The 20,206-nt window shown below is 66.9% G+C and carries 14 protein-coding genes; 10 read left to right on the plus strand and 4 right to left on the minus strand.

Going from position 1 to position 20,206, the window contains the following annotated elements; all coding sequences use genetic code 11:
* The first annotated feature begins 61 nt into the window (after positions 1 to 61).
* Genes phnF through phnN form a run of 3 tightly spaced genes read left to right on the plus strand, consistent with a single transcriptional unit; the run spans position 62 to position 2,026 of the window.
* Positions 62 to 784 carry a phosphonate metabolism transcriptional regulator PhnF gene (gene phnF / locus CV_RS09040; protein ID WP_011135399.1) on the plus strand — a complete coding sequence of 241 codons (723 nt, stop codon included), beginning with the start codon at positions 62 to 64 and terminating at the stop codon, positions 782 to 784.
* The gene (locus tag CV_RS09045; RefSeq protein ID WP_080508965.1) at positions 781 to 1,479 is read left to right on the plus strand and encodes a DUF1045 domain-containing protein; all 699 of its coding nucleotides are present in this window, start codon (positions 781 to 783) and stop codon (positions 1,477 to 1,479) included. The genes phnF and CV_RS09045 overlap by 4 nt, the downstream gene beginning before the upstream one ends.
* The gene (gene phnN / locus CV_RS09050; protein ID WP_011135401.1) at positions 1,469 to 2,026 is read left to right on the plus strand and encodes a phosphonate metabolism protein/1,5-bisphosphokinase (PRPP-forming) PhnN; all 558 of its coding nucleotides are present in this window, start codon (positions 1,469 to 1,471) and stop codon (positions 2,024 to 2,026) included. Before CV_RS09045 ends, phnN begins: the two co-directional genes overlap by 11 nt.
* A 293-nt stretch (positions 2,027 to 2,319) precedes the next feature.
* On the opposite strand, the gene CV_RS09055 is transcribed toward phnN, so the two are convergent.
* From CV_RS09055 to CV_RS09070, 4 genes are all read right to left on the minus strand, one after another.
* The gene (locus CV_RS09055; RefSeq protein ID WP_011135402.1) at positions 2,320 to 3,954 is read right to left on the minus strand and encodes a methyl-accepting chemotaxis protein; all 1,635 of its coding nucleotides are present in this window, start codon (positions 3,952 to 3,954) and stop codon (positions 2,320 to 2,322) included.
* A 98-nt stretch (positions 3,955 to 4,052) separates the two neighbouring features.
* Positions 4,053 to 5,657 (minus strand): GGDEF domain-containing protein, encoded by a 1,605-nt coding sequence (locus CV_RS09060; RefSeq protein WP_043595909.1) that lies wholly within the window; start codon positions 5,655 to 5,657, stop codon positions 4,053 to 4,055.
* Between the two features lie 29 nt (positions 5,658 to 5,686).
* Positions 5,687 to 8,839, minus strand: coding sequence for an ATP-binding protein (locus CV_RS22125; RefSeq protein WP_052278797.1), 3,153 nt, complete (start codon positions 8,837 to 8,839; stop codon positions 5,687 to 5,689).
* A gap of 3 nt (positions 8,840 to 8,842) precedes the next feature.
* Positions 8,843 to 9,682 carry a phosphate/phosphite/phosphonate ABC transporter substrate-binding protein gene (locus CV_RS09070; protein WP_011135406.1) on the minus strand — a complete coding sequence of 280 codons (840 nt, stop codon included), beginning with the start codon at positions 9,680 to 9,682 and terminating at the stop codon, positions 8,843 to 8,845.
* 200 nt (positions 9,683 to 9,882) lie between these two features.
* Between CV_RS09070 and CV_RS09075 the strand changes: the two genes are divergently transcribed.
* The 7 genes from CV_RS09075 (at position 9,883) to CV_RS09105 (ending at position 19,964) form a co-directional block, all read left to right on the plus strand.
* Positions 9,883 to 10,905 carry a putative 2-aminoethylphosphonate ABC transporter substrate-binding protein gene (locus CV_RS09075; protein ID WP_011135407.1) on the plus strand — a complete coding sequence of 341 codons (1,023 nt, stop codon included), beginning with the start codon at positions 9,883 to 9,885 and terminating at the stop codon, positions 10,903 to 10,905.
* A 75-nt stretch (positions 10,906 to 10,980) separates the two neighbouring features.
* Positions 10,981 to 12,081, plus strand: coding sequence for a putative 2-aminoethylphosphonate ABC transporter ATP-binding protein (locus CV_RS09080; protein ID WP_011135408.1), 1,101 nt, complete (start codon positions 10,981 to 10,983; stop codon positions 12,079 to 12,081).
* Positions 12,075 to 13,772, plus strand: coding sequence for a putative 2-aminoethylphosphonate ABC transporter permease subunit (locus tag CV_RS09085; RefSeq protein ID WP_011135409.1), 1,698 nt, complete (start codon positions 12,075 to 12,077; stop codon positions 13,770 to 13,772). Before CV_RS09080 ends, CV_RS09085 begins: the two co-directional genes overlap by 7 nt.
* Positions 13,773 to 13,937: 165 nt before the next feature.
* A complete protein-coding gene (locus CV_RS09090) occupies positions 13,938 to 14,810 on the plus strand; it encodes a hypothetical protein (protein ID WP_011135410.1) in 873 nt (290 codons plus the stop codon).
* 14 nt (positions 14,811 to 14,824) lie between these two features.
* On the plus strand, positions 14,825 to 15,151 hold the full coding sequence (locus CV_RS09095) for a hypothetical protein (RefSeq protein WP_011135411.1): 327 nt from the start codon (positions 14,825 to 14,827) through the stop codon (positions 15,149 to 15,151).
* 209 nt (positions 15,152 to 15,360) lie between these two features.
* Entirely contained in the window at positions 15,361 to 18,597 is a 3,237-nt protein-coding gene (locus tag CV_RS09100) for a transglycosylase domain-containing protein (protein WP_011135412.1), read from the plus strand.
* A 170-nt stretch (positions 18,598 to 18,767) separates the two neighbouring features.
* Complete coding sequence (locus tag CV_RS09105) at positions 18,768 to 19,964, plus strand: MFS transporter (protein WP_011135413.1); 1,197 nt, start codon at positions 18,768 to 18,770, stop codon at positions 19,962 to 19,964.
* Positions 19,965 to 20,206 lie beyond the last annotated feature (242 nt).

The raw sequence follows: 20,206 nt of genomic DNA on the forward strand, positions 1-20,206 counted from the left end.
GATGAAGTTTTTGTGACGTTTTCAAGGCGGGCATGGATCTTTATAAAGACAGGGAGGCAGCATGATAGAGAGGGGTTCCGGCGTCGCCGTGTGGCGACAGATCGAGGAAACGCTGGCGGCCGACATCGCCGCCGGCGCGCTGCATGCGGGCCAGCAACTGCCCACCGAGCTGCAACTGGCGGACAGGTTCGGCGTCAACCGCCACACGATACGCCGCGCGGTGGCCACGCTGGTGGAGCGCGGCCTGCTGCGCGTGGAGCAAGGACGGGGCACTTTCGTCCAGGACAACGCGATCGACTACGCGATCAGCAAGCGCACCCGCTTTTCACAGAACATGGCGCGGCAGAATCTCAGCTCGGACATCGACATTCTGCAAAGCGACACGATGCCGGCCAACGCCGAACTGGCGGGACTGCTGCAGGTGGCGGTGGGCGACACCCTGTTCCGCATCAAGGTATTGAGCAAGGTGGAAAACCGGGTGGTGGATTATGCGACGATGTTTTTCCCGGCGGCGCGGCTGCCCGGTCTGCCGGACGCCTATCTGCGCCACCGCTCTGTGACGCGCGCGCTGGACGACTGCGGCGTGGCCGACTACACCCGCCGCTTCACCCGCGTCACTGCGCGGCTGCCGGACGCGGAGACGGTGGACTATCTGGGGATCCCCAAGAACCGGCCGGTGCTGCACGTGAAGTCGCTGAACGTCGACGGCGAGGGCCGGCCGGTGCAGTACGGCGTCACCTGCTTCAACGGCGACCTGGTGCAATTGGTGATGGAGCAGGAATGATGCGCTATGCCGCCTATTACGCGCCCCGACCAGATTCCGCATTGTGGCGCGCCGGCTGCGAATGGCTGGGGTATGACGCCGCCGGCGGCGCCCAGCTGCCGCGGCCCGACGTGGAGGGCGTCGAGGCCGGCGAGCTTGCCGGCCTCACCCGCGAAGCGGCCCGCTACGGCTGGCATGCCACGCTGAAGGCGCCGTTCGCCTTGAGGCCCGGAGTCGGCGAGGATGCCCTGCTTCTTCAGACCAGCATGCTGGCGCGGAGGTTTCAGCCGTTCGCCTTGAGTCTGCAAGTGGGCTGGCTGGGCGATTTTCTGGCCTTGCGGCCCGCCGGGCCCTGCGCCGAGCTGGATGAGCTGGCCGCCGCCTGCTCGGTGTCGCTGGAGGGCCTGGCGGATAGACATGCGCCCTTGAGGCCGAGAGAGGGGCTGGATCCGCGGCAGCAAGCGCTGTATCGCCGCTGGGGCTATCCCTATGTGTTCGAGCAATTTCGCTTCCATTTGACGCTTTCGGATCGCCTGGACCGGGAGTCGGCGGCCGCGGTCCTGATCGAGCGCGGCGCGCGCCGCCATTTCGCCGGGCTGCTGCAGCAGGTGGCGGTGGCCGGCGTGACGCTGTTCGTCGAACGCGAGCAGGGCGGGCCGTTCCGCTATCTGGCTTACTGCGGTTTCAATGGCGAGGTGGCGCGCCATGGCAGATAAAACCGGCACGCTGTGGTATGTGATGGGCCCCTCCGGCGCCGGCAAGGACAGCCTGCTGGCGTATGCGCGGCAGCGGCTGCCCGGCGGCGTGATGTTCGCCCACCGCTACATCACCCGGCCGGCCGACGCTGGCGGCGAAAACCATGTGGCCTTGAGCAGGGAGGAGTTCGACGCGCGCGAGGCGGGCGGTTGTTTCGCGCTGGTCTGGCGGCGGCACGGGCTGGCCTATGGGCTGGGCGTGGAGACGGAATTATGGCTTGGACAGGGAATGGACGTGGTGGTCAACGGCTCGCGCTCCAGCCTGCCGCTGGCGATGGCGCGCTTCCCCACGCTGCGTCCGCTGTGGATCACCGCCAGTCCCGAGGTATTGGCGGTGCGGCTGCGGCAGCGTGCCCGGGAGTGCGGGGAGGTGATCGAGCGCCGACTGGCGGAGGCGGCGTCTTTCGCCCCGCCTGCCGGCTGCGAGGTGCTGGTCAACGATGGCGCGTTGGCGCAGGCAGGCGATACATTGCTGCGCTGGTTGCGGGGAGGACGGCGTGTCTGTTAGTCCAAAGAGGGGAGAGGCGCCGGCATTTTCTTTCAGTCTGACCCAAAGAGTGGTTTTCGGCTATGGAGCTTCGAGCGCTTCTCTGCGGTGCCAAGGGCCGTCCGCGCCGCGGCGCGCATGACGGACCAAAGTTGACTCCCTCTGCATCAGGAGCCCTTTCATAGATCCAGCCGTTGTAAGCGGTTTGCCGAGAAGCGAGCCTGAACCGCAACGCAACAGGGCGGTAAGCTGATGGTTGCCGCCCTGTTTCGTTTCCGCGGCGGCGGCTGATATGTCCAGAGCGCCGGCCAGATTTAATTGTCCACCGCGAAACGCCGCATCTGCGCCTGCAATGCGGCGCTCACCTCCCGCAGCTTGCCGCTGTTGCGGCTGGCGTCCTGGCTGGCCTTGAGGCTTTCATCCGCGGACTCGGCGATGGCTGATACGCTGTCGGCGATGGACTGGCTTTCCCTCACCTGTTCGGCGATGTCGGTCGCCAGCCGGTCCAATTCGCCCACCGTGGCGGTGGCGCCGCGTTTCAATTCGGTCAAGGGCTCCACGATTTCGCCTATCAGCGCCACGCCGCGGGCCATTTCGCGCTGGCCCTGCTCGATGCGCCCCATCGCGTCCGAGGTCTGCGCATCCATGGCGCTGATCACGTCGTTGATTTCCCGGGTCGCCCGGGCGGTGCGGGCGGCAAGATTGCGCACTTCGTCGGCCACCACGGCGAAGCCGCGGCCCATCTCGCCGGCGCGGGCGGCTTCAATCGCCGCGTTCAGCGCCAGCATATTGGTCTGCTCGGCAATGTCGGTGACGGCCTCTATCATGCCGTGCATCGAATTGGCGCGTTGGCGCAGCGCGTCCACCGATTCGGCGCTGCCGCGGATCTGGCCGGCGATCAGGCCGATCTCGCGCGAGGCGGTCTCGATCAGCTGCTGGCCGTTGTCGGCCAGCTCCGCTGCATTCCTGGCCTGGCGCTGAGCCTGGCTGGCGGTGGCGGCCGCGCGATCCAGCTTGGCCGAGAAGGCGCCCACAAGCCCGTTGATCTGGTGGATTTCCGTCTGCTGCTTTTCCACGCTGCCCGCCACTTCCGACGCGCTGCCGTCGGTGGAGGCGGCGGCGGAGGCCACCATGTCGCCGCTGGCGCGCATTTCGCGCACCAAGGCGGCCAGTTCGGCTTGCATCGCGTTCATTCTCCGCAGCATCTGCGCAGTCTCGTCCTTGCCGTCGGCCTGGACCCGGCTGCGCAGATCGCCCTGGGCCATCGCGTCCAGCACCGCCACGCTGTGCTCCAGCGGCCGGGTGATGCTGCGGGTGACGCGCCATGCCAGCAGCAGGCCGATCAATACCGCGGCGGCGCTGCAGGCAAGCAGCAGGCTGCGGGTGGCGCTCATCAGCGCCAGCACGCTGCCCATTTCCGCATTCATGTGCTGCTGTTGGGCGGCCGACAGTTCGGCGGTGGCCGCCAGCAGCGCCTGCAGCGCCGGGCGGGTCTGTCCGCCGTACTGTTTGGCCAGCGCCTCCGGGTCATTGGCCTCCACCAGGTCCACGGTGTCGGAGAAGGCCTTGGCGTAGGCGGCGCGCAGTTCGGCCAGTCTTTGCAGCGAGCCGGCCTGCCCGGCGTTCCAGGGCAGGGCCTTCAGGCGCTGCATGACGTCGCCGGCGCGGCGGTTGGCGTCGTCCATCGACGCGTACAGGGGTTCGCGTTGTTTCCGCTCCGGCGTGGCGATGATTTGCAGCAGCAGCAAGGCAGCGTTTTGCGAGTGCCTATCCAATTCGGCCGCCGCCTGCTGTTTGCTGGCATCGTCGTTGACGATGGCCTGGGCCGACTGCTCGATATGGGAGAGGCCGCTCCAGACGCTGGCCGAGATGGCGAGCAGGATGGCCAGCAGCGCCGCGAAGGATGCGCTCAGGCGCGGGCCGACTTTGATCGATTGCAACAAGCTCATCAGGTGCGCCTCTCGATGCGGAAAACCGTTGGTCGGAGCTGCGTGGGCGATATGTCATCATAGCCGGCGAGCCTGGCGCGTGCGGATGGCCCGCCGCGCTAGAGGCAGATGGTGGCGCTGCCGCTGCTGCCGGTTTTCTTGACGCGGTACATCGCCTGGTCGGCCGCTTGCAGCAAGCTGTCCGCGCTGCTGTAGCCGTCGCCGATGGCGATGCCGATCGAAATGCCCAGCTGGCAGGCGGTGCCGGAGACCAGGAAGGGGACATTGAAGGCCTCCAGGCATTTGTTGGCCACGGTGCGGGCGACGTCCTCGGCCTTGTCGTCCAGATCGCTGATGAGCAGCACGAATTCGTCGCCTCCTATCCGCGCCAGCGTGTCGCTTTGCCTGACGATGCCGGACAGGCGCTGGGCCGCCTGCCACAGCACCTTGTCGCCCGCCTTGTGGCCGAGGCTGTCGTTGATCAGCTTGAAGCTGTCCAGGTCCATGAACAGCAGCGCCAAGCGGGTGTCGCGGCGCTGGGCCTGGGCCAGCGCGACGTGCAGCCGGTCGGACAGCAAAGAGCGGTTGGGCAGGCCGGTCAAGGCATCGTGATGGGCCATCTGCGCCAGCTCGGTCTGCTTGTCCTCCAGCTTGCGCAGCAGGCGGTTGAAGGCGGCGATCAGATGGCCGACTTCGTCCTTGCGGCGTATCGGCAGCGGCTCCAGCGGCAACTCCCCCCTGGTCATCCTGTCGGCGTGCCGCGCGGCGCGGAACAGCGGACGCAGCACGATGTACATGCCGCCGCAGGCCAGCACCGAAAACACGAGGAAGGCGATCAGCGCCTGGCGCAGGGTGAAGTTTTGTACCCGCGCCACGGTGGCGAAAGCCTCGCTGCCGGGCAGGCGGGCCACGAGGAACCAGCCGGTGCTCGGCACCTGGACCACGGCGCGCACTTCCTCCTCGCCTTGCGGCGTGGCGGCCACGGCGGCGCCTCGATAGCCGGCCATCGCCTGGTCGTATAGCGGGTTCTGCCCCGGCGCCGGAGTGGATTGCAGCGTCAGCTCGCTTTGCGAGGCGGCGATGATCTGGCGGTCACGCGGGGAAACCAGCAGGAAGCTGTCGCGGTGATCGCCGATCCGCGACTGCTGCAGCAGGTCGAGAAAGCCCGGCGCGGAGATGGCGGTGACGCCCACCAGCACGGCCGGCACTTCGCCGCCGATCCGTATCGGGGCCGACATCGGCAGCACCGGGACGCCCGAACTGCGGCCGGTGACCGCCTTGCCGATGTAGAACTGGCCGGCGAGCGACTGCTGGATATAGTCGCGGTCGCCGTAGTTGACCTGCATGCGGTGCGGCACCACCGGGTAGTCGGCGATCGCGCGGCCGTCGGGGCGCACCACGAACAGGCCGATGGTGAACAGCGGCTGATATTGATAGCGCTCCTTCAACCAGGCGCGCAGGGCGTCCGGGTTGTCCAGCAGCTCGGGCGGAAGCGCGGTGGCCAGGCGCGACAGCAGCGCCTTGCGCTGGTTGATCTTGTCGTCGATGTCGTGGGCGACGTAGCCCGCCAGCGCCAGCTGCTGCTCGGACACGACCTGGCCCAGGTCCTGCCTCAGGAAGGAACCCAGCGTGTAGTAGCGCGACAGCACGCCGATGATCATGATGGCCAGAGACAGCGCCAGCAGGCGGATGATGATGCTGTCCAGCAGGCGTCTGACCTTCATGTCCGCTTTCATGTTCCGCTCGCTCCGGTTCAGCCTGGACTCAGGCTGCCGCTTTCCTCGCGCTGGGTCAACCATTGCTCCAGCTCTCGGCAGCATCCTTCCAGCAAAAGCAGCAGCCTGGGCGCGCTGTCCATTTGTCCCTCCCGGGTAGCCTGCGCCATCAGTGCGGCCATAGTGGAAATCAAGCCGGCGCCGACAATCGCGGCGCTGTCGCGCAGACCGTCGGATATGGCGCGCAGGTGCTGCAGATTGCCGCTGGCGATCGCGGCGCGCATGCGGGCGATGTCATGCCTGGCGTTGAGCAGGAACTCGGTCAACAGCCGGTTTTCCAGTTTGCGGTTGCCTTCGCAGCTGAGGCTGAGCGTAGCCAGGTTCACCGGCGGCGCATGGGCGGGCAACGGCGGCGCGGGGCGCTCGGCGGATGGCGGGTACAGCTTGCTTTCCAGCATCTCGGCCAGTTCCGACAACGCCAGCGGTTTGAGCAGGTAGCCATCCATGCCGGCCGCCGCCGTCGCCTCCTGCTCCGCCTCGCCGGAGTTGGCGGTGCAGGCGATGATGGGGATGCGGGGCCGGTGGGGATTGCCGGCCTCGTAGGAGCGGACCAGCCGGGAGAGCTGGTAACCGTCCACATTGGGCATCTGGCAGTCGGTCAACAGCAGCTGGTAACGGCCGCGTTGCCATTTCTCGAAGGCCTGGGCGCCGTCTTCGGCGCATTCGACGCGGTAGCCCAGCTTTTCCAGCTGCAGTTTCGCCAGCTTGAGATTGGTGGGGTTGTCCTCGACCAGCAGCACGGCGGGGGGCGCGTCGTGGGCGGCCACGGCGCGGGGGGCGGGCGGCAGCGTAGGCTGGATGTCGGCCGCGTCGGCGATGTCCGCCGAAAGTAGCAGCGACGCGCAGGTTCCGAGGCCGAGCTCGCTCTGCAGCTCCACCGCGCCGCCCATCAGCGTCGCCAGGCGGCGGCTGATGCTGAGTCCCAGGCCGGCTCCGCCGTAATGCCGGGCGGTATCGGACTCTGCCTGGGTGAAGGGCTGGAACAGCCGGGCCAGCTGGTCGCGGTCCATGCCGATGCCGGTATCCGTCACGTCGAAGCGCAGCCGCTGGCGGCGGCCGTCGTCGGCTTCCACCGCGGCGCGAAGCTTCACGCTGCCGGTGGCCGTGAATTTCACCGCGTTGCTGAGGAAGTTCTGCAGCACCTGGCGCAGGCGCAGGGGGTCGACCCGCAGCGCGCCGGCCAGCGCGTCGTCCATCTCCAGCTCCATCCTCAGACCCTTGCGTTCGGCCGCCTGGGCATACAGGCTGTGCACCTGTTGCAGCAGGGGGCGGATAGGGGTGGCGGCGTACACCACTTCCATCTGGTCCGCCTCTATTTTGGCGAAGTCCAGGATGTCGTCTATCAGCCTCAGCAGCAATTGAGCCGATTCGCGGGCCGTGGCCAGCGTGTCCTGCTGTTCCTCGTCCAGGCGGCTCATCTGCAGCAACTCCAGCATCCCCAGCACGCCGTTCATCGGCGTGCGTATCTCATGGCTGATGGTGGTGAGGAAGGCGGTCTTGGCCTGATTGGCGGCGTTGGCCTGATCGTGGGCGCGGCGCAGCTCCTGTTCGGCCGCCTTGCGGGCAGAGATGTCGCGCAGCGTCATGTTGAAGCCGATGCCATCCAGCTCAGGCATGCGGGTGATGGCCATCTCCAGCGGGAACAGGCTGCCGTCGGCGCGCGCGGCGGTCAGCTGCTGCAGCTGGCCGAGCTGGCCGGCGTCGCCGTCGCCCAGCACGATGGACATCAGCGCGTCCTGCTCGCCGGGCGCGATCAGGTCCAGCACCGACTGGCCGGGCAGCATGCAGGGCGGGAAGCCGAAAATGCGTTCGGCGACGGCGTTGGCGGTCACGATGAAGCCAGTGCGGTCCAGCGTCACGATGCCGTCTATCGAGGTGTCGATCACCGCGGCCAGTTGCGCCTGCTGTTGGGCCAGCTGGCGGTCGGCGCGCTGCAGCGCCTGCTGATCCTGGTTGGCGAGGATCAGCTGGCTCAGCGTGTTCATCAGCACCGGCGGGATGGCGTCGGCCGGCGTCGGCCGCGCCACCGGCGACAGGAACAGCGTGAACGAGCCGATCACCCGGCTGGCGTGCAGAATGGGCAGCGTGAGGAAGTCGCAGTCGTCGCGGAAGGGGCCGCGCGCGCCCTGCTGCAGATGCAGCAGCCGCTCCTGGGTCTCGGTCACGGCGATGCGCAGGATATCGTCGCGCGGCAACTCCACCGGCGGGCATTGCGGGGGCGTCAGCGGCAGCAGCAAGGGTTCGCCGTCGCGTTCGCGCAGCTCGCACAGGAAACCGTGCTCGGCTTCGAAATGCAGCAGCAGGATGTCGCGCGCGTAGCAGAACAGCGTGCCGGCGGGCAGCTTGCTGATGAACAGGCTTTGCAGATAGTTGATGGCGTCCAGCAGCTTCTCGTTGCGGCGCAGCCGGACGCCGGCGGCGGCCGAGTCGGCCAGCGCCTCCTGCATGCGTTCGTAGTTGCCGGCCAACTGCGTCGACATGCTGTTGAACATGCGCGCGGTGCGGGCGAGCTCGTCGTTGCCCAGCAGCGGTATCTGGTAGCCGATGTCGCCATCGGCCATGCGCTTGGCCGCTTGCTGCAGCGCGTTCAGCTGACGGGTCAGGTAAATGCCCAGCGCGATGGAGAACAGCGCGGAAAGCAGCAGTTCGGCTACCGCCAGCAGCAGGCCGTCCTGGCGCGCCTGCGCCATCAACTGCCGGTGGGCGGCAGCGGAGTCGCCGAGCTCGACCTGGCCGTAACGGATGCCGCCGACGGTGATGTCGTGGGTGACGGCGAACAGCTGGCCGTTTTCCAGCTGTTCCGGCGTGGGGCTCGGCGGCCGCAAGGCCGCCAGCGCGGCGGGATCGCCGGCCTCGGCCAGCACCCGGTCCCGATTGTCCCGAACCCTGGCGTAGACCACGCTGTTGGAGGCCACCATCTGCTGGACGGCGCTGCGCAGGGTGGCCAGGTCGGTGCTGAGCACGGCGTTCTGGTTGGCCTGGGCGAACAGCTCGGCGATGATCTGGCTGCGCTTGAGCAGTTCCCGGGCGCTGGTGTCGTGCAGCAGCGCCAGGCCGAAATGCAGCAGCAGACCGAGCATGATCATCTCGATCAGCGCGATCCCCAATATGGTTTTCAGCCGGAATGACATTGTTCAGCGCTCCACCGGCGGCTGGTAGCGCAGCTTGAGGCGGCGGATGTCGTTCCAGTCGCTATCCTGCGCCTCGGTCAGCGGCGTCAGCTGTAGCTGGCGCAGCAATCGTTGTCCCTCTGGCTGCTCGGAGAGTCCGACAAGCTCCCGTTGCAGGCATCGTTTCTGCGCGGCCGGCAGCCGCGGGTGCGCGGCGAAGGCGTGCGGAGTGTAGGGCGGCGTCTGCCACAGGATGCGCAGCTTGCCGCGCAGCGCCTCGGGCTGCTGTTGCCAGGTGCGGTTGATGCCGCCGCCGGCGGCGAACAGGCCTTGGGCGACGCCCAGGTACACCGAATCGTGGGAGCCGACGTAATGAATCCTGGCGCGCACGCCCATGTTTTCCAGTTCGATGCGCGGCAGCACGCTGGCGGCGAAGGCCTCCGGCGCGGGCAGCGCCAGGTCCATGCCGTCCAGCTGGCGCACTTCGGTCACAGGGCTGTCGCCGCGGACCACGATCAGCCCGACCAGCTTGCGGTCCTTTTCGCGCGCCAATGGCAAGTAGCCCGGCTTCTCGTGGAATTGGACGTAGTGCAGCGGATTGACGTAGACCAGATCGTAGCTGCCGGCGGCGACGCGCTGCTCGAAGGCGGGAATGTCGGGGGCGGTTTCAAACCGCAGCTCCATCGCGCATTGCGCCCCCAAATATTGCAGCAGCGGACCCCAGGCTTGCGCCAGGCTCAATGCCGATTGCTGGGGAACCACGCCGACGCGAAGCAGCGGGGCGGCGCGCGGGGCCGGCGCGGCGGCGCATGCCAGGGCCAGGAAAATCCAGCTTGCCAAACGGTTCAGCGGTTTCGTATTCATCTGTCGTCGCCTGTGTCCTGCCATCACTATAGATAAGAGCGGCGGGGCTTTCCGTGCGCATAGGTCTAGCGCGGCAAGACAAGCTTCATGCCCGATTCACCGCGGTGTCATCGCACGCATCTATCGTGGCGCTGATTCGTTCCGATCCGTCCGATGCGCAAATGTATTTGTCTATACGTCTAAATCAAGGAGCATAGTCGATGAAAAAACAGATGGCTGTCGCGGCCGCCCTGGCCGTGTCCGGGCTGCTGTCCCCGCTGGCGCAAGCCAAGACCACGCTGACCGTCTACACCGCGCTGGAGGCGGATCAGGTGAAGGATTACAAGGAAGCGTTCGAGAAGGCCAATCCGGACATCGACATCCGCTGGGTGCGTGAATCCACCGGCGTGATCACCGCGCGGCTGCTGTCGGAGAAAAACCATCCCCAGGCCGACGCCGTGTGGGGCCTGGCCGCCACCAGCCTGATGATCCTGGACCAGCAAGGCATGCTGCAGGCCTATGCGCCCAAGGGCGTGGAGAAGCTGAGCCCGCAGTTCGTCGACAAGGCCAGGCCGCCGAAATGGACCGGCATGGACGTATGGGCCGCCGCCATCTGTTTCAACACCGTGGAAGCGGCGAAAAAGAATCTGCCCAAGCCGGAGAGCTGGGCCGACCTGACCAAGCCGGTCTACAAGGGCCAGATCGTGATGCCGCACCCGGCTTCGTCCGGCACCGGCTACCTGGATGTATCCGCCTGGCTGCAGACCCTGGGCGAGAAGAAGGGCTGGGACTACATGGACAAGCTGCACGCCAATATGGCGCAGTACGTCCATTCCGGCTCCAAACCGTGCAAGATGGCCGCCGCCGGCGAGTATCCGATCGGCATCTCGTTTGAATACCGCGGCGCGCAGTTGAAGGAGAAGGGCGCGCCGATCGACCTGATCTATCCGAAGGAAGGCCTGGGCTGGGATCTGGAGGCCACCGCCATCATCAAGGGCACCAAGAACCTGGAAGCCGCCAGGAAGCTGGCCGACTTCTCGGTGAGCCTGCCGGCGATGAAGCTGTACGAGCAGAACTACGCGGTGCTGGCGATGCCGGGCGTGGCCAAACAGAACCCCTATATCCCGGTCGACTACTCGCAGCGGCTGTCCAAGAACAACTTCGGCTGGGCCGCCAAGAACCGCGACGCCATCCTGAAGGAATGGTCGCGCCGCTATGAAAGCAAGGCCGCGCCGAAAGAGTGAACGATCGCCCCGCAGCCGCCCCCCACGCCGGGGGCGGCTTGTTTCACGCATAGTCTCAGGTCACGGGAGCACCCGATGAAACCGGTCGATAGCCTGTCCGGCTTGTCCGAGCATTTATCCGTCCATGCGCTCTGCCGCCGTTTCGGCGCCTTCACCGCTTTGGATCAAGCCTCGCTTTCCATCCGCAAGGGCGAGTTCGTCTGCCTGCTTGGCCCATCCGGCTGCGGCAAGACCACGCTGCTGCGGCTGATCGCCGGGCTGGATCTGCCGGACGCCGGCGCGATCCGCCTGTCCGGCCGCGATATCACCCGCACGGCGCCGGCCAAGCGCGACTACGGCATTGTGTTCCAGAGCTACGCACTGTTTCCCAACCTGACCGTGGCCGACAACATCGCCTACGGCCTGACGCCGCGCCGCGACAAGGCCGGCCATGCCCACCGCGTGCGCGAGCTGCTGGACATGGTCGGCCTGCCGGGCTCGGAAGGCAAATACCCATCGCAGCTGTCCGGCGGCCAGCAGCAGCGGGTGGCGCTGGCGCGCGCGCTGGCCACCTCGCCCGGCCTGCTGCTGCTGGATGAGCCGTTGTCGGCGCTGGACGCGCGGGTGCGCGACAAGCTGCGCGAGGAGCTGAAGGGCCTGCAGCGGCGGCTGGGCGTCACCACGATGATGGTCACCCACGATCAGGAAGAGGCCCTGTCCATCGCCGACCGGGTGGTGGTGATGAATGCCGGGCGGATCGAACAGACCGGCACGCCGGCCGAGATCTACCGCAGCCCGGCCAGCCGCTTCGTCGCCGAATTCGTCGGCGACGCCAATTGGCTGCCGGCCGAGCGCCGCGGTGGCCGGGAGGCGGCGGTCGGCGGCTGCGTGCTGAGCCTGGCGCGGGATCTGCCCGATGCCGAGGCGTTGACGCTGTTCATCCGGCCTGAAGACGTCATCGTCAAGCCGCGCTGGGCGCCGGCGGCCAATACCCTGCTGGCGCGGGTGGAGGATGTGTCCTTCGGCGGCGCGATGACGCGGCTGCGCTTGCGCCCGGAAGGCATGCCCGGCCTGATCCTGCGCGCCGAAATATGCCCGTCGATGCTGAACCGCCAGCCGCTGGTGCCGGGCGAGATCGTGCCGGTGGAGCTGCCGGCCGCGCAGCTGCGCGCCTATCCGGGGGAGGCGGCATGCTGAGCCTGGCAAAACGATGGTTTCCCGCCGCGCTGCGGGTGGACGGCGAACGTCTGGCCGGCGCCGCGCTGGCCTGGGCGCTGCTGGGATGGCTGGTGTTGGCGCTGGGCCTGCCGCTGCTGTTCATCCTCGGCAAATCCGTGCTGACCATGGACGGCGATTTCGCCGGACTCGACAATATCGCCGAGGTGCTGGCTTCGCCCGGCCTGATGCGCGCCGCCGGCAACAGCCTGCTGCTGGCCTTGACGGTCTCGGCGCTGGTGGTGCCGTCGGCCTTCGCCTTCGCCTGGGCGCTATGCCGCAGCCGCGCGCCGGGCAGGGGCGCGTTCCGCCAGATCGCGCTGCTGCCGCTATTGGCGCCGTCGCTGCTGCCGGCGATCTCGCTGGTGTATCTGTTCGGCAACCAGGGCCTGTTGAAGGGCTGGCTGGGGGACGGACCCGTTTACGGCTTCTGGGGCATGGTCGCAGGCGAGACGTTCTATGCCTTTCCCTATGCCTTCATGCTGCTTTTCACCTCGCTGTCCGTCGCCGACGCCCGCCTGTACGAGGCGGCGCGGGCGATGGGCGCCGGCGCGTGGCGGCGCTTCGCCACCATCACGCTGCCGGGCGCGCGCTACGGCCTGGCGTCGTCGGCCTTGCTGGTGTTCACGCTGGTGATGACTGACTTCGGCGTGCCCAAGGTGGTGGGCGGCGACTGCAATGTGCTGGCGGTGGAGGCGTTCAAGCAGGTGGTGGGCCAGCAGAACTTCCCGCGCGGCGCGGTGGTGGGCCTGATGCTGCTGCTGCCGGCGGTGCTGTCCTGCTTCATCGAGCGGGCGATGTCGCGCCGCCAGCGCGCGGCCTTGTCCGCGCGGTCGACGCCGTTTTCGCCGTCCAGGGCCCCGGCGCGGGATGCGGCTGCGCTTACCATGCTGGCGATCATGGCCATCCCGTTGCTGGCGCTGATGGGCGTCGGCGTGGCGGCCTCCTTCATCAAGTATTGGCCGTACGACCTCAGCCTGACGCTGGCCCACTACCGTTTCGACCAAGTGGACGGCGGCGGCTGGGACGCCTATTTCAACAGCCTGGAAATGGCTGCCGCCGTGGCGCTGCTCGGCGCGTCGCTGGCCTTTCTGGGCGCGTATTGCTGCGAGAAGCTGCCGGCCGCGCCGCTGGCGAGGACAGCGTTGCGTTTCTTCGCGATGCTGCCGATGGCGGTGCCCGGCCTGGTGCTGGGCCTGGGCTATGTATTCTTCTTCAACCACCCCGCCAATCCGCTCAACGGACTGTACGGCGGCTTGGCGCTGATGACGGCCTGCACGGTCGTCCACTTCTACACCACCGCCCATCTGACCATCGCCACCGCGCTCAAACAGATGGATGGCGAATTCGAAGCGGTGGCCGCCGCGCTGAAGGTACCGTTCTGGATCACGCTGCGCCGGGTGACGCTGCCGGTCTGCCTGCCCGCCTTGCTGGACGTGTCTCGCTTCCTGTTCGTGTCGGCGATGACCACGCTGTCGGCGCTGGTGTTCATCGCCGGGCCGGAGCGCAGCCTGGCCGCGGTAGCCATCGTGGCCATGGACGACGCCGGCGACACCGCGGCCGCCGCCGCGATGGCGACGCTGATCGTGCTCAGTTCGGCGCTGGCCTCGCTGGCGGCGTCGCTGTTGTCGCGCCGGCTGGTGGGGTGCGGCCAGCCGTGGCGTTCGCGCTGAGGGTTCACGACGGCGCGCCCTCCGCGTTCATAGAGCAGACGAGGATACGGCGTATTACTTAAGCGGGCTGCAATCGCTTTGCCTTGGTTTGATGACGGACTATATCTGGAAGGCATGTCATCGCCGGCCCCGCCGGGCCGCCATCGTCACACTCGGGGGCGCGCCATGTCCATATCTTCCTCCTTGTTGCCTGCCGCGCTGGTTCTGTCGCTGCTCGCCGGCTGCGCCGGCAGCGTGGACAGCGGAAAATTCATCGCCTTGAGAGACGCCGCCGTCCAGGTGAACTGCGGCGCCCAGGCAAGTTTCGATCAATTGCAGCGCGACGCGCGCGACAGCGCCGTGCTTGGCTACCCGGACCGCAAGGTCGGCGCGCAGGGCTTCCCGCTGGTGAATGCGCAGGGCGAAAGCTATGACCTGAGCGCGTCGCTGTCTCGGGTGACGGCTACGCTGGACGCGCTCAGCAGCTACTCGGAGGCGCTGGCCAAGCTGGCGGGCGGCGGCAAGGTCGAGGACATAGACCGCGCGTCCCAGGATTTGGCGGCCAGTCTGCGCGGCCTGCCGGCCGGGACGCTGGACGCCGGCGCGGCGAATGGCGTCGCCGTAGCGGTGGACGCCTTGGGCCAGGCCATGCTCGCGGCCCAGCGCCGGGAGGGGCTGCGCGGCGTGATGGACCGCGCCCAGCCCGGGCTGGACGCGCTGGCGCAGATGATGGAGCGGGCGGATGAGGATTTGAAGCTCTATGTGCGCAGCATCCGCTTGCGTTATCTGGGGCTGGTCAACCGTGACGGCGTGCGCCCGCCTTATCACAGCTGGGAGCGTTACCGCTTCGACCAGCAGGTGGCGGCGCAGCTGGCCGGCTACGACAGGCTGGAACAGGCGCTGGCCTCCACCGACAAGGCGGTGAGGGACTTCCCGGAGCTGCACCGCCAGCTGCGCGCCAGCCTGGATCAGCCAGGCAAGCCGCTTGATCGTTTGCACGATTTCATCGCGGAGGCGCGGCGGCTGCGGGCGCTGTACCGCGATCTGCCGAATAGTTGATAAGGAGGCAAACCATGGACAGTCATGATCTGGCCGAGCTGCTGACCGGCCTGGCGTCGCGCTTGAACAACCTGATGGTGGACACCTCGGGTGCTGTCAGCCGGCAATGCTCGGATTTGCAGGAGCAATTGACCGGCCTGGCGCTGGCCGCTATCGCCAAGGATCTGGACCATACCACGTCCCAGTACGCCGCCGCGGTCAGCGCGCTCACCGAAGCGACGCAGGAGGCCGACGCGGCGACAGCGGCGCTGGATCAGACCGCGCGTTCGATAGAGGCTGTGGCCAAAGTGGTAAAGTTCGCCGGCCAGGCATCCGCGCTGGCGGCGGGGGTGCTGGCCTGAGCCGGCGGGGCGTTCCGGGCGGGGAGGAGCCGAGTCGGCGCTATGGAATTGTGAGTAGAGTTGTCCGGGGCTTGTAAAGCCGTAAGGCTGTCCGATAGTGAAATAAAGCCTGTCAGGCGCGCGATATCCGAAAGAATACCGCCTGGAGGCGGCGCGGCGGCGACATTCTCCAGTTCCTGCTAAGGGGGCGGCCTGAGGGCCGACTGATCATGATAGACACTTCGGAAGCCAAACTCGGATTGGGCAAGGGCAAACCGTCTTCTTCCGTCTGGTGGGCGCTGGCCGGCCTGGGCGTCGCGCTGTTCGGCCTGGGCGCCTCGCTGCTGCTGAACGAGATCCATACCTCGCACTTCCAGTCGATGTTCTTCAGCCGCGCCGGCCGCCACGCGACCTTCGCTGTGGAGCCGGGGCCGAGCAAGGACATGCGTTTCCCGGCGCCGGGCGGTCCTTACGATCAGCGGCTGGGTTACGTCGACCTGCCGCGATTCCTGCAGCGCCTGCAGCAGCGCGGCTACGCGATAGACGCCCAGGCCAGGCAGTCTCCCGACATGATCAAGCTGACGGACCGGGGCGTCACCGGGCCGTTGCTGCCGCTGGGCCTGTTTCCGCCCTATCGCGAGAAGGATCAAGGCGGGCTGCTGGTGCGGGACGGTTACGGCCGTCCCATTTATCAATCCCAGTATCCGCAGCGGGTGTACGGCAGCTTCGAGTCGCTGCCGCGGCTGCTGGTGTCCGGCCTGCTGTACATCGAAAACCATACCCTGCTCGACGACAGCAATCCGCAGCAGAATCCGGCGATCGAATGGTCGCGTTTCGGCAAGGCGCTGGCCGACGAAAGCCTGCACCTGTTCCGTCCCGGCTACCACTCCGCCGGCGCCAGCACGCTGGCGACCCAGATCGAAAAGTTCCGTCATTCTCCAGGCGGCCGCACCGGCTCGCCCAAGGAAAAACTGCGCCAGATGCTGTCGGCTTCGGTGCGCGCCTACCACAACGGGGAGGACACCACCGCCTTCCGCCGCCAGTTGGTGGTTGAGTACCTGAATACGGTGCCGCTGGCCGCGCGCGCCGGTTTCGGCGAGATTTCCGGCATAGGCGACGGCATGTGGGCCTGGTATGGCCGTTCCTTCGACGAAATGAACCGCACGCTGGCCAACGATTCGCCGCCGACGGTGGACGAACAGGCAACCGTGTTCAAGGAGGCGCTCAGCCTGATGATTTCCCAGCGCGGCCCGTCCGCCTACCTGAATGGCGACATGAAGGTGCTGGAGGACCTGACCGACTCCTACCTGCGGCTGATGGCGCGCGACAAGGTGATTTCTCAGGAACTGTGCGACGCGGCGCTGAAAGTGTCGCTGAGGCAGCAGAAGGAGAAGGTGAGTCCAGCCGTCAAGTCGCTGGTGGAGCGCAAGGGCGCCAACGCGGTGCGGATCAAACTCGCCGGCATGTTGGGCATGCCCAGGCTGTACGACCTGGACCACGTGGACGTCGAGGTCGGCAGCACCCTGGATTCGCAGCTGCAGCAGTCCGTCACCGACCACCTGATGAAGCTGCGCGACCCGGAGTACGCGAAATCGGCGGGCCTGGGCGACAAGTTCCTGCTGCAGCAGGGATCGCCGGAAGGCGTCACCTACAGCTTCACGTTGATCGAACGCACGCCGTTCGGCAACAAGGTCAGGGTGCAGGCCGACAATTTCGACCAGCCTTTCGACATCAACGAAGGCACCAAGCTGGACCTGGGATCCACCTCCAAGCTGCGCACGCTGGTCACCTATCTGGAAGTGATCGCCGACCTGCACCGGCAGTACGCGGGCCTTAGCCGCGAGGCGCTGGGCAAGATCAGGTCCGGCGAGCACGAGTCGGTGCTGCGGCGCTGGGCGATAGACTACCTGCGCCAGAACGACGACCGCAGCCTGCCGGCGATGCTGGCCGCGTCGCTGGAGCGCAAGTACAGCGCCAGCCCGGGCGAGAGCTTTTTCACCGGCGGCGGCCGCCACACCTTCGAAAACTTCGACAAGAACGACAACGGCCGGATCCTGAGCCTGCGCGAGGCGACCCAGCGCTCGGTGAACCTGGTTTACATCCGGGTGATGCGCGACATCGTCCGCTACTACATGTATCCGGCCGGCTACGACGACACCCTGATGGGCGACAAGGAAGACCCGCGCCGGCGCGAATACCTGCAGCGTTTCGCCGACAAGGAGGGCAAGACCTTCATGGCGGGCTTCTACCACAAGTACCGCGGCAAGAGCGCGGACCAGATCGACGCTTTGCTGGTGGAGAAGGCGCGCCGCAGCCCCAAGCGCCTGGCTGTGATTTTCCGCAGCATCCGCCCGACCGAGGACCAGCAGGCGATGGCGGCCTTCATTGCCAGGCACGCCAACCCGCCGGCCAAGCTGGAGCCCAAGACGCTGGCTAGGCTGTACGACGAACTGGGGCCGGACCGCTTCAACCTGGCCGACCGAGGCTATCTGGCAGGCATCCATCCGCTGGAGTTGTGGATGGTCGCCTATCTGCATGGCCATCCCGGCGCGGAGTGGAGCGAGATGGTGCAGGCCAGCGCCGCTCAGCGCCAGGAAGTCTATCAATGGCTGTTCAACAGCAAGCACAAGGGCGGCCAGGATAACCGCATCCGCCAGATCCAGGAGGCGGACGCTTTCCGCAAGATACACGCGGCGTGGAAACGGATGGGTTATCCCTTCGATTCGCTGGTGCCATCCTACGCTACGGCGCTGGGCGCATCGGCGGACCGGCCGGCGTCGCTGGCCGAACTGATGGGCATCCTGTCCAATGACGGCGTGCGCCTGCCGACCGTTTACATCGACAAGATGCGCTTCGCCGAGGCCACGCCATACGAGACCTCGCTGGCGCAGGCGCCGACACGCGGCGTGCGGGTGCTGCCGCCCGAGATTCCGCAACTGGTGCGCCAGGTGCTGTCAGAAGTGGTGGACAAGGGTACCGCCCACCGCGTGGCGGGCGCTTTCGACCGCAAGAAAGGCGAGCACACGCTGATAGGCGGCAAGACCGGCACCGGCGACAACCGCTTCAAGACTTTCTCGCGCGGCGGCGGATTGACCTCGGCGCGGGTAGTCAGCCGCTCCGGCGCTTTCGTGTTCTATATCGGCGATCATTACTTCGGCACCATCGTCGCCTATGTGGCCGGGCCCAAGGCGGCCGACTACAAGTTCACCAGCGCCTTGCCGGTGCAGGTGCTGAAAGTGCTGGCGCCGACCTTGCTGCCGCGGCTGGATTACACGCCGCGGGAAACCAGCCGCGGCGCGGACAGCGTGGCGGAAGGGATGCCGGACGCAGGTCTGCCGCCAGGCACGCCGCTGTGTCTGGTGCCCAGCATGAGCGGCATGTGCCAGCTGTTGCAGCCCCCGGAGATGAAGTCCGTTCCGTCGGCAGGCCAGGAGGAGGCGAGACGGGGAGGCCGCGGGCTTGCGTGACTACGATGGGGATGATAAGGTAGGCGTATCATATTCGCCGCCAGGCCCGGACCTGCGGCCGTAAGCGTTTACGTCAAGCAACGCACCTAGCCACCCGGCCGTGGCGCGGTGCGTCGCGCCTTGCAAGGCGATTGCCGCGCAGGCCTGGACCTGCGTGGAGATCGCTGTTCATGTCGGAAGTTCTGTCATTTTCCCAAGCCTATCGCCGCCTGCTGGCGAAGACGGCTGCGTTGTTCCTGTCTTATCTCGCGGTGGCCATGACGCTGCCGGTCACTTCCATCTATGTGATAGACCAACTGCATTACGGCAACGCTTTGGGCGGCCTTGCGGTCGGGATCACCTTTTTTTCCACCATACTGACACGCGGCCATGCCGGCCGCCTGTGCGACCAGCAGGGCGGCAAGGCCTGCATGCGGCGGGGCCTCTGCCTGTATGCGCTGGCTGGCGTGGTCTGCCTGGCCTCGTCTTTCTTGGCCAATCAGCCCGCTTTGGCGCTGGGCGCTCTGTTGGCGGGGCGCTTGCTGCTGGGCTTGGGCGAGAGCTTGGCCATTGTGGGCATGTCGGCCTGGAGCATCGGGCTGATGGGGCCGGTCCATTCCGGCAAGGTGATGTCTCTGGTGGGCATGGGCATGTACGGGGCTTTCGCCGCCGGCGGCCCGCTTGGCCTCTTGCTGTTCCAGCAGACCGGTTTCCGGCCGCTGATGCTGGTTTGCGCGCTGCTGCCCCTGGCAGGGCTATTGTTGATCCGCAGCTTTCCCGGCATCAGGCCGCATGCCGGCCAGCGCGAGTCTTTTCTGCGCATCCTGGGGCGGATCGGCAAACCCGGCGCGGCGGTGTTTCTGCAAGGCGTCGGCTTCGCCGGCCTAGGCGCTTTTTTCGCGCTGTATTTCTCCAGTCGCGGCTGGGCCTGGGGCAGCCTCGGCCTGACCGGTTTCGGCGTAGGCTTCGTATTGGTGCGCGTGCTGTGCGGCCATCTGCCCGACCGCATCGGCGGCGCGAAGGTGGCGCTGATTTCGTTGGGTGTGGAGGTCGTCGGACAGTGGTTGATCTGGAGTTCGGCCGCGCCGGCCGCCGCCTTGCTGGGCGCCTTATTGACCGGCATAGGGTGTTCAATGGTATTCCCGTCGATGGGGGTGGAGGTGGTCAAGCGCGTGCCGGCGCATCTGCGCGGAACCGCGCTGGGCGGCTTCGCGGCTTTCCAGGACCTGGCTTATGGCCTGACGGGGCCGATAGCGGGCCTGTTCGCCGACAGTTTCGGCTATGGGGCGGTCTTTCTGATCGGCGCGGCATCTGCCGCGCTGGGAATGGCAATGGTAGGGCTGATGCTGGCTGACCGCGCGCCGGCGCCTGAACCTATCCAAAAATAAGCGCGCCGGCCAAAACCGGCTCCGTGGCGTCGCGGCGCGCCATCTACTGGGCCGCACCTGCCGCTGTCCCCAAATCGCGGCTGCCCCGTCGCTCCGCCGATTCACATGACTGATCGGTTGCCGTTGCGGCGGCAAGACTTCGTCTTTCCTCGAAAATCGTTTCCACGATCAGTTCCGCGCTGTTCATCTCCTGTCATGGTGTCCCTGTTGCCATTCTCTGGATTTCGCTCGTTGAAACCGCC

The sequence above is a fragment of the Chromobacterium violaceum ATCC 12472 genome (assembly GCF_000007705.1).
Taxonomy (GTDB): domain Bacteria; phylum Pseudomonadota; class Gammaproteobacteria; order Burkholderiales; family Chromobacteriaceae; genus Chromobacterium; species Chromobacterium violaceum.

Coding starts and splice junctions, on each gene's coding strand:
- phnF (WP_011135399.1), top strand. CDS start 62: ATGATAGAGAGGGGTTCCGGCGTCGCCGTGTGGCGACAGATCGAGGAA.
- CV_RS09045 (WP_080508965.1), top strand. CDS start 781: ATGATGCGCTATGCCGCCTATTACGCGCCCCGACCAGATTCCGCATTG.
- phnN (WP_011135401.1), top strand. CDS start 1,469: ATGGCAGATAAAACCGGCACGCTGTGGTATGTGATGGGCCCCTCCGGC.
- CV_RS09055 (WP_011135402.1), bottom strand. CDS start 3,954: ATGAGCTTGTTGCAATCGATCAAAGTCGGCCCGCGCCTGAGCGCATCC.
- CV_RS09060 (WP_043595909.1), bottom strand. CDS start 5,657: ATGAAGGTCAGACGCCTGCTGGACAGCATCATCATCCGCCTGCTGGCG.
- CV_RS22125 (WP_052278797.1), bottom strand. CDS start 8,839: ATGTCATTCCGGCTGAAAACCATATTGGGGATCGCGCTGATCGAGATG.
- CV_RS09070 (WP_011135406.1), bottom strand. CDS start 9,682: ATGAATACGAAACCGCTGAACCGTTTGGCAAGCTGGATTTTCCTGGCC.
- CV_RS09075 (WP_011135407.1), top strand. CDS start 9,883: ATGAAAAAACAGATGGCTGTCGCGGCCGCCCTGGCCGTGTCCGGGCTG.
- CV_RS09080 (WP_011135408.1), top strand. CDS start 10,981: ATGAAACCGGTCGATAGCCTGTCCGGCTTGTCCGAGCATTTATCCGTC.
- CV_RS09085 (WP_011135409.1), top strand. CDS start 12,075: ATGCTGAGCCTGGCAAAACGATGGTTTCCCGCCGCGCTGCGGGTGGAC.
- CV_RS09090 (WP_011135410.1), top strand. CDS start 13,938: ATGTCCATATCTTCCTCCTTGTTGCCTGCCGCGCTGGTTCTGTCGCTG.
- CV_RS09095 (WP_011135411.1), top strand. CDS start 14,825: ATGGACAGTCATGATCTGGCCGAGCTGCTGACCGGCCTGGCGTCGCGC.
- CV_RS09100 (WP_011135412.1), top strand. CDS start 15,361: ATGATAGACACTTCGGAAGCCAAACTCGGATTGGGCAAGGGCAAACCG.
- CV_RS09105 (WP_011135413.1), top strand. CDS start 18,768: ATGTCGGAAGTTCTGTCATTTTCCCAAGCCTATCGCCGCCTGCTGGCG.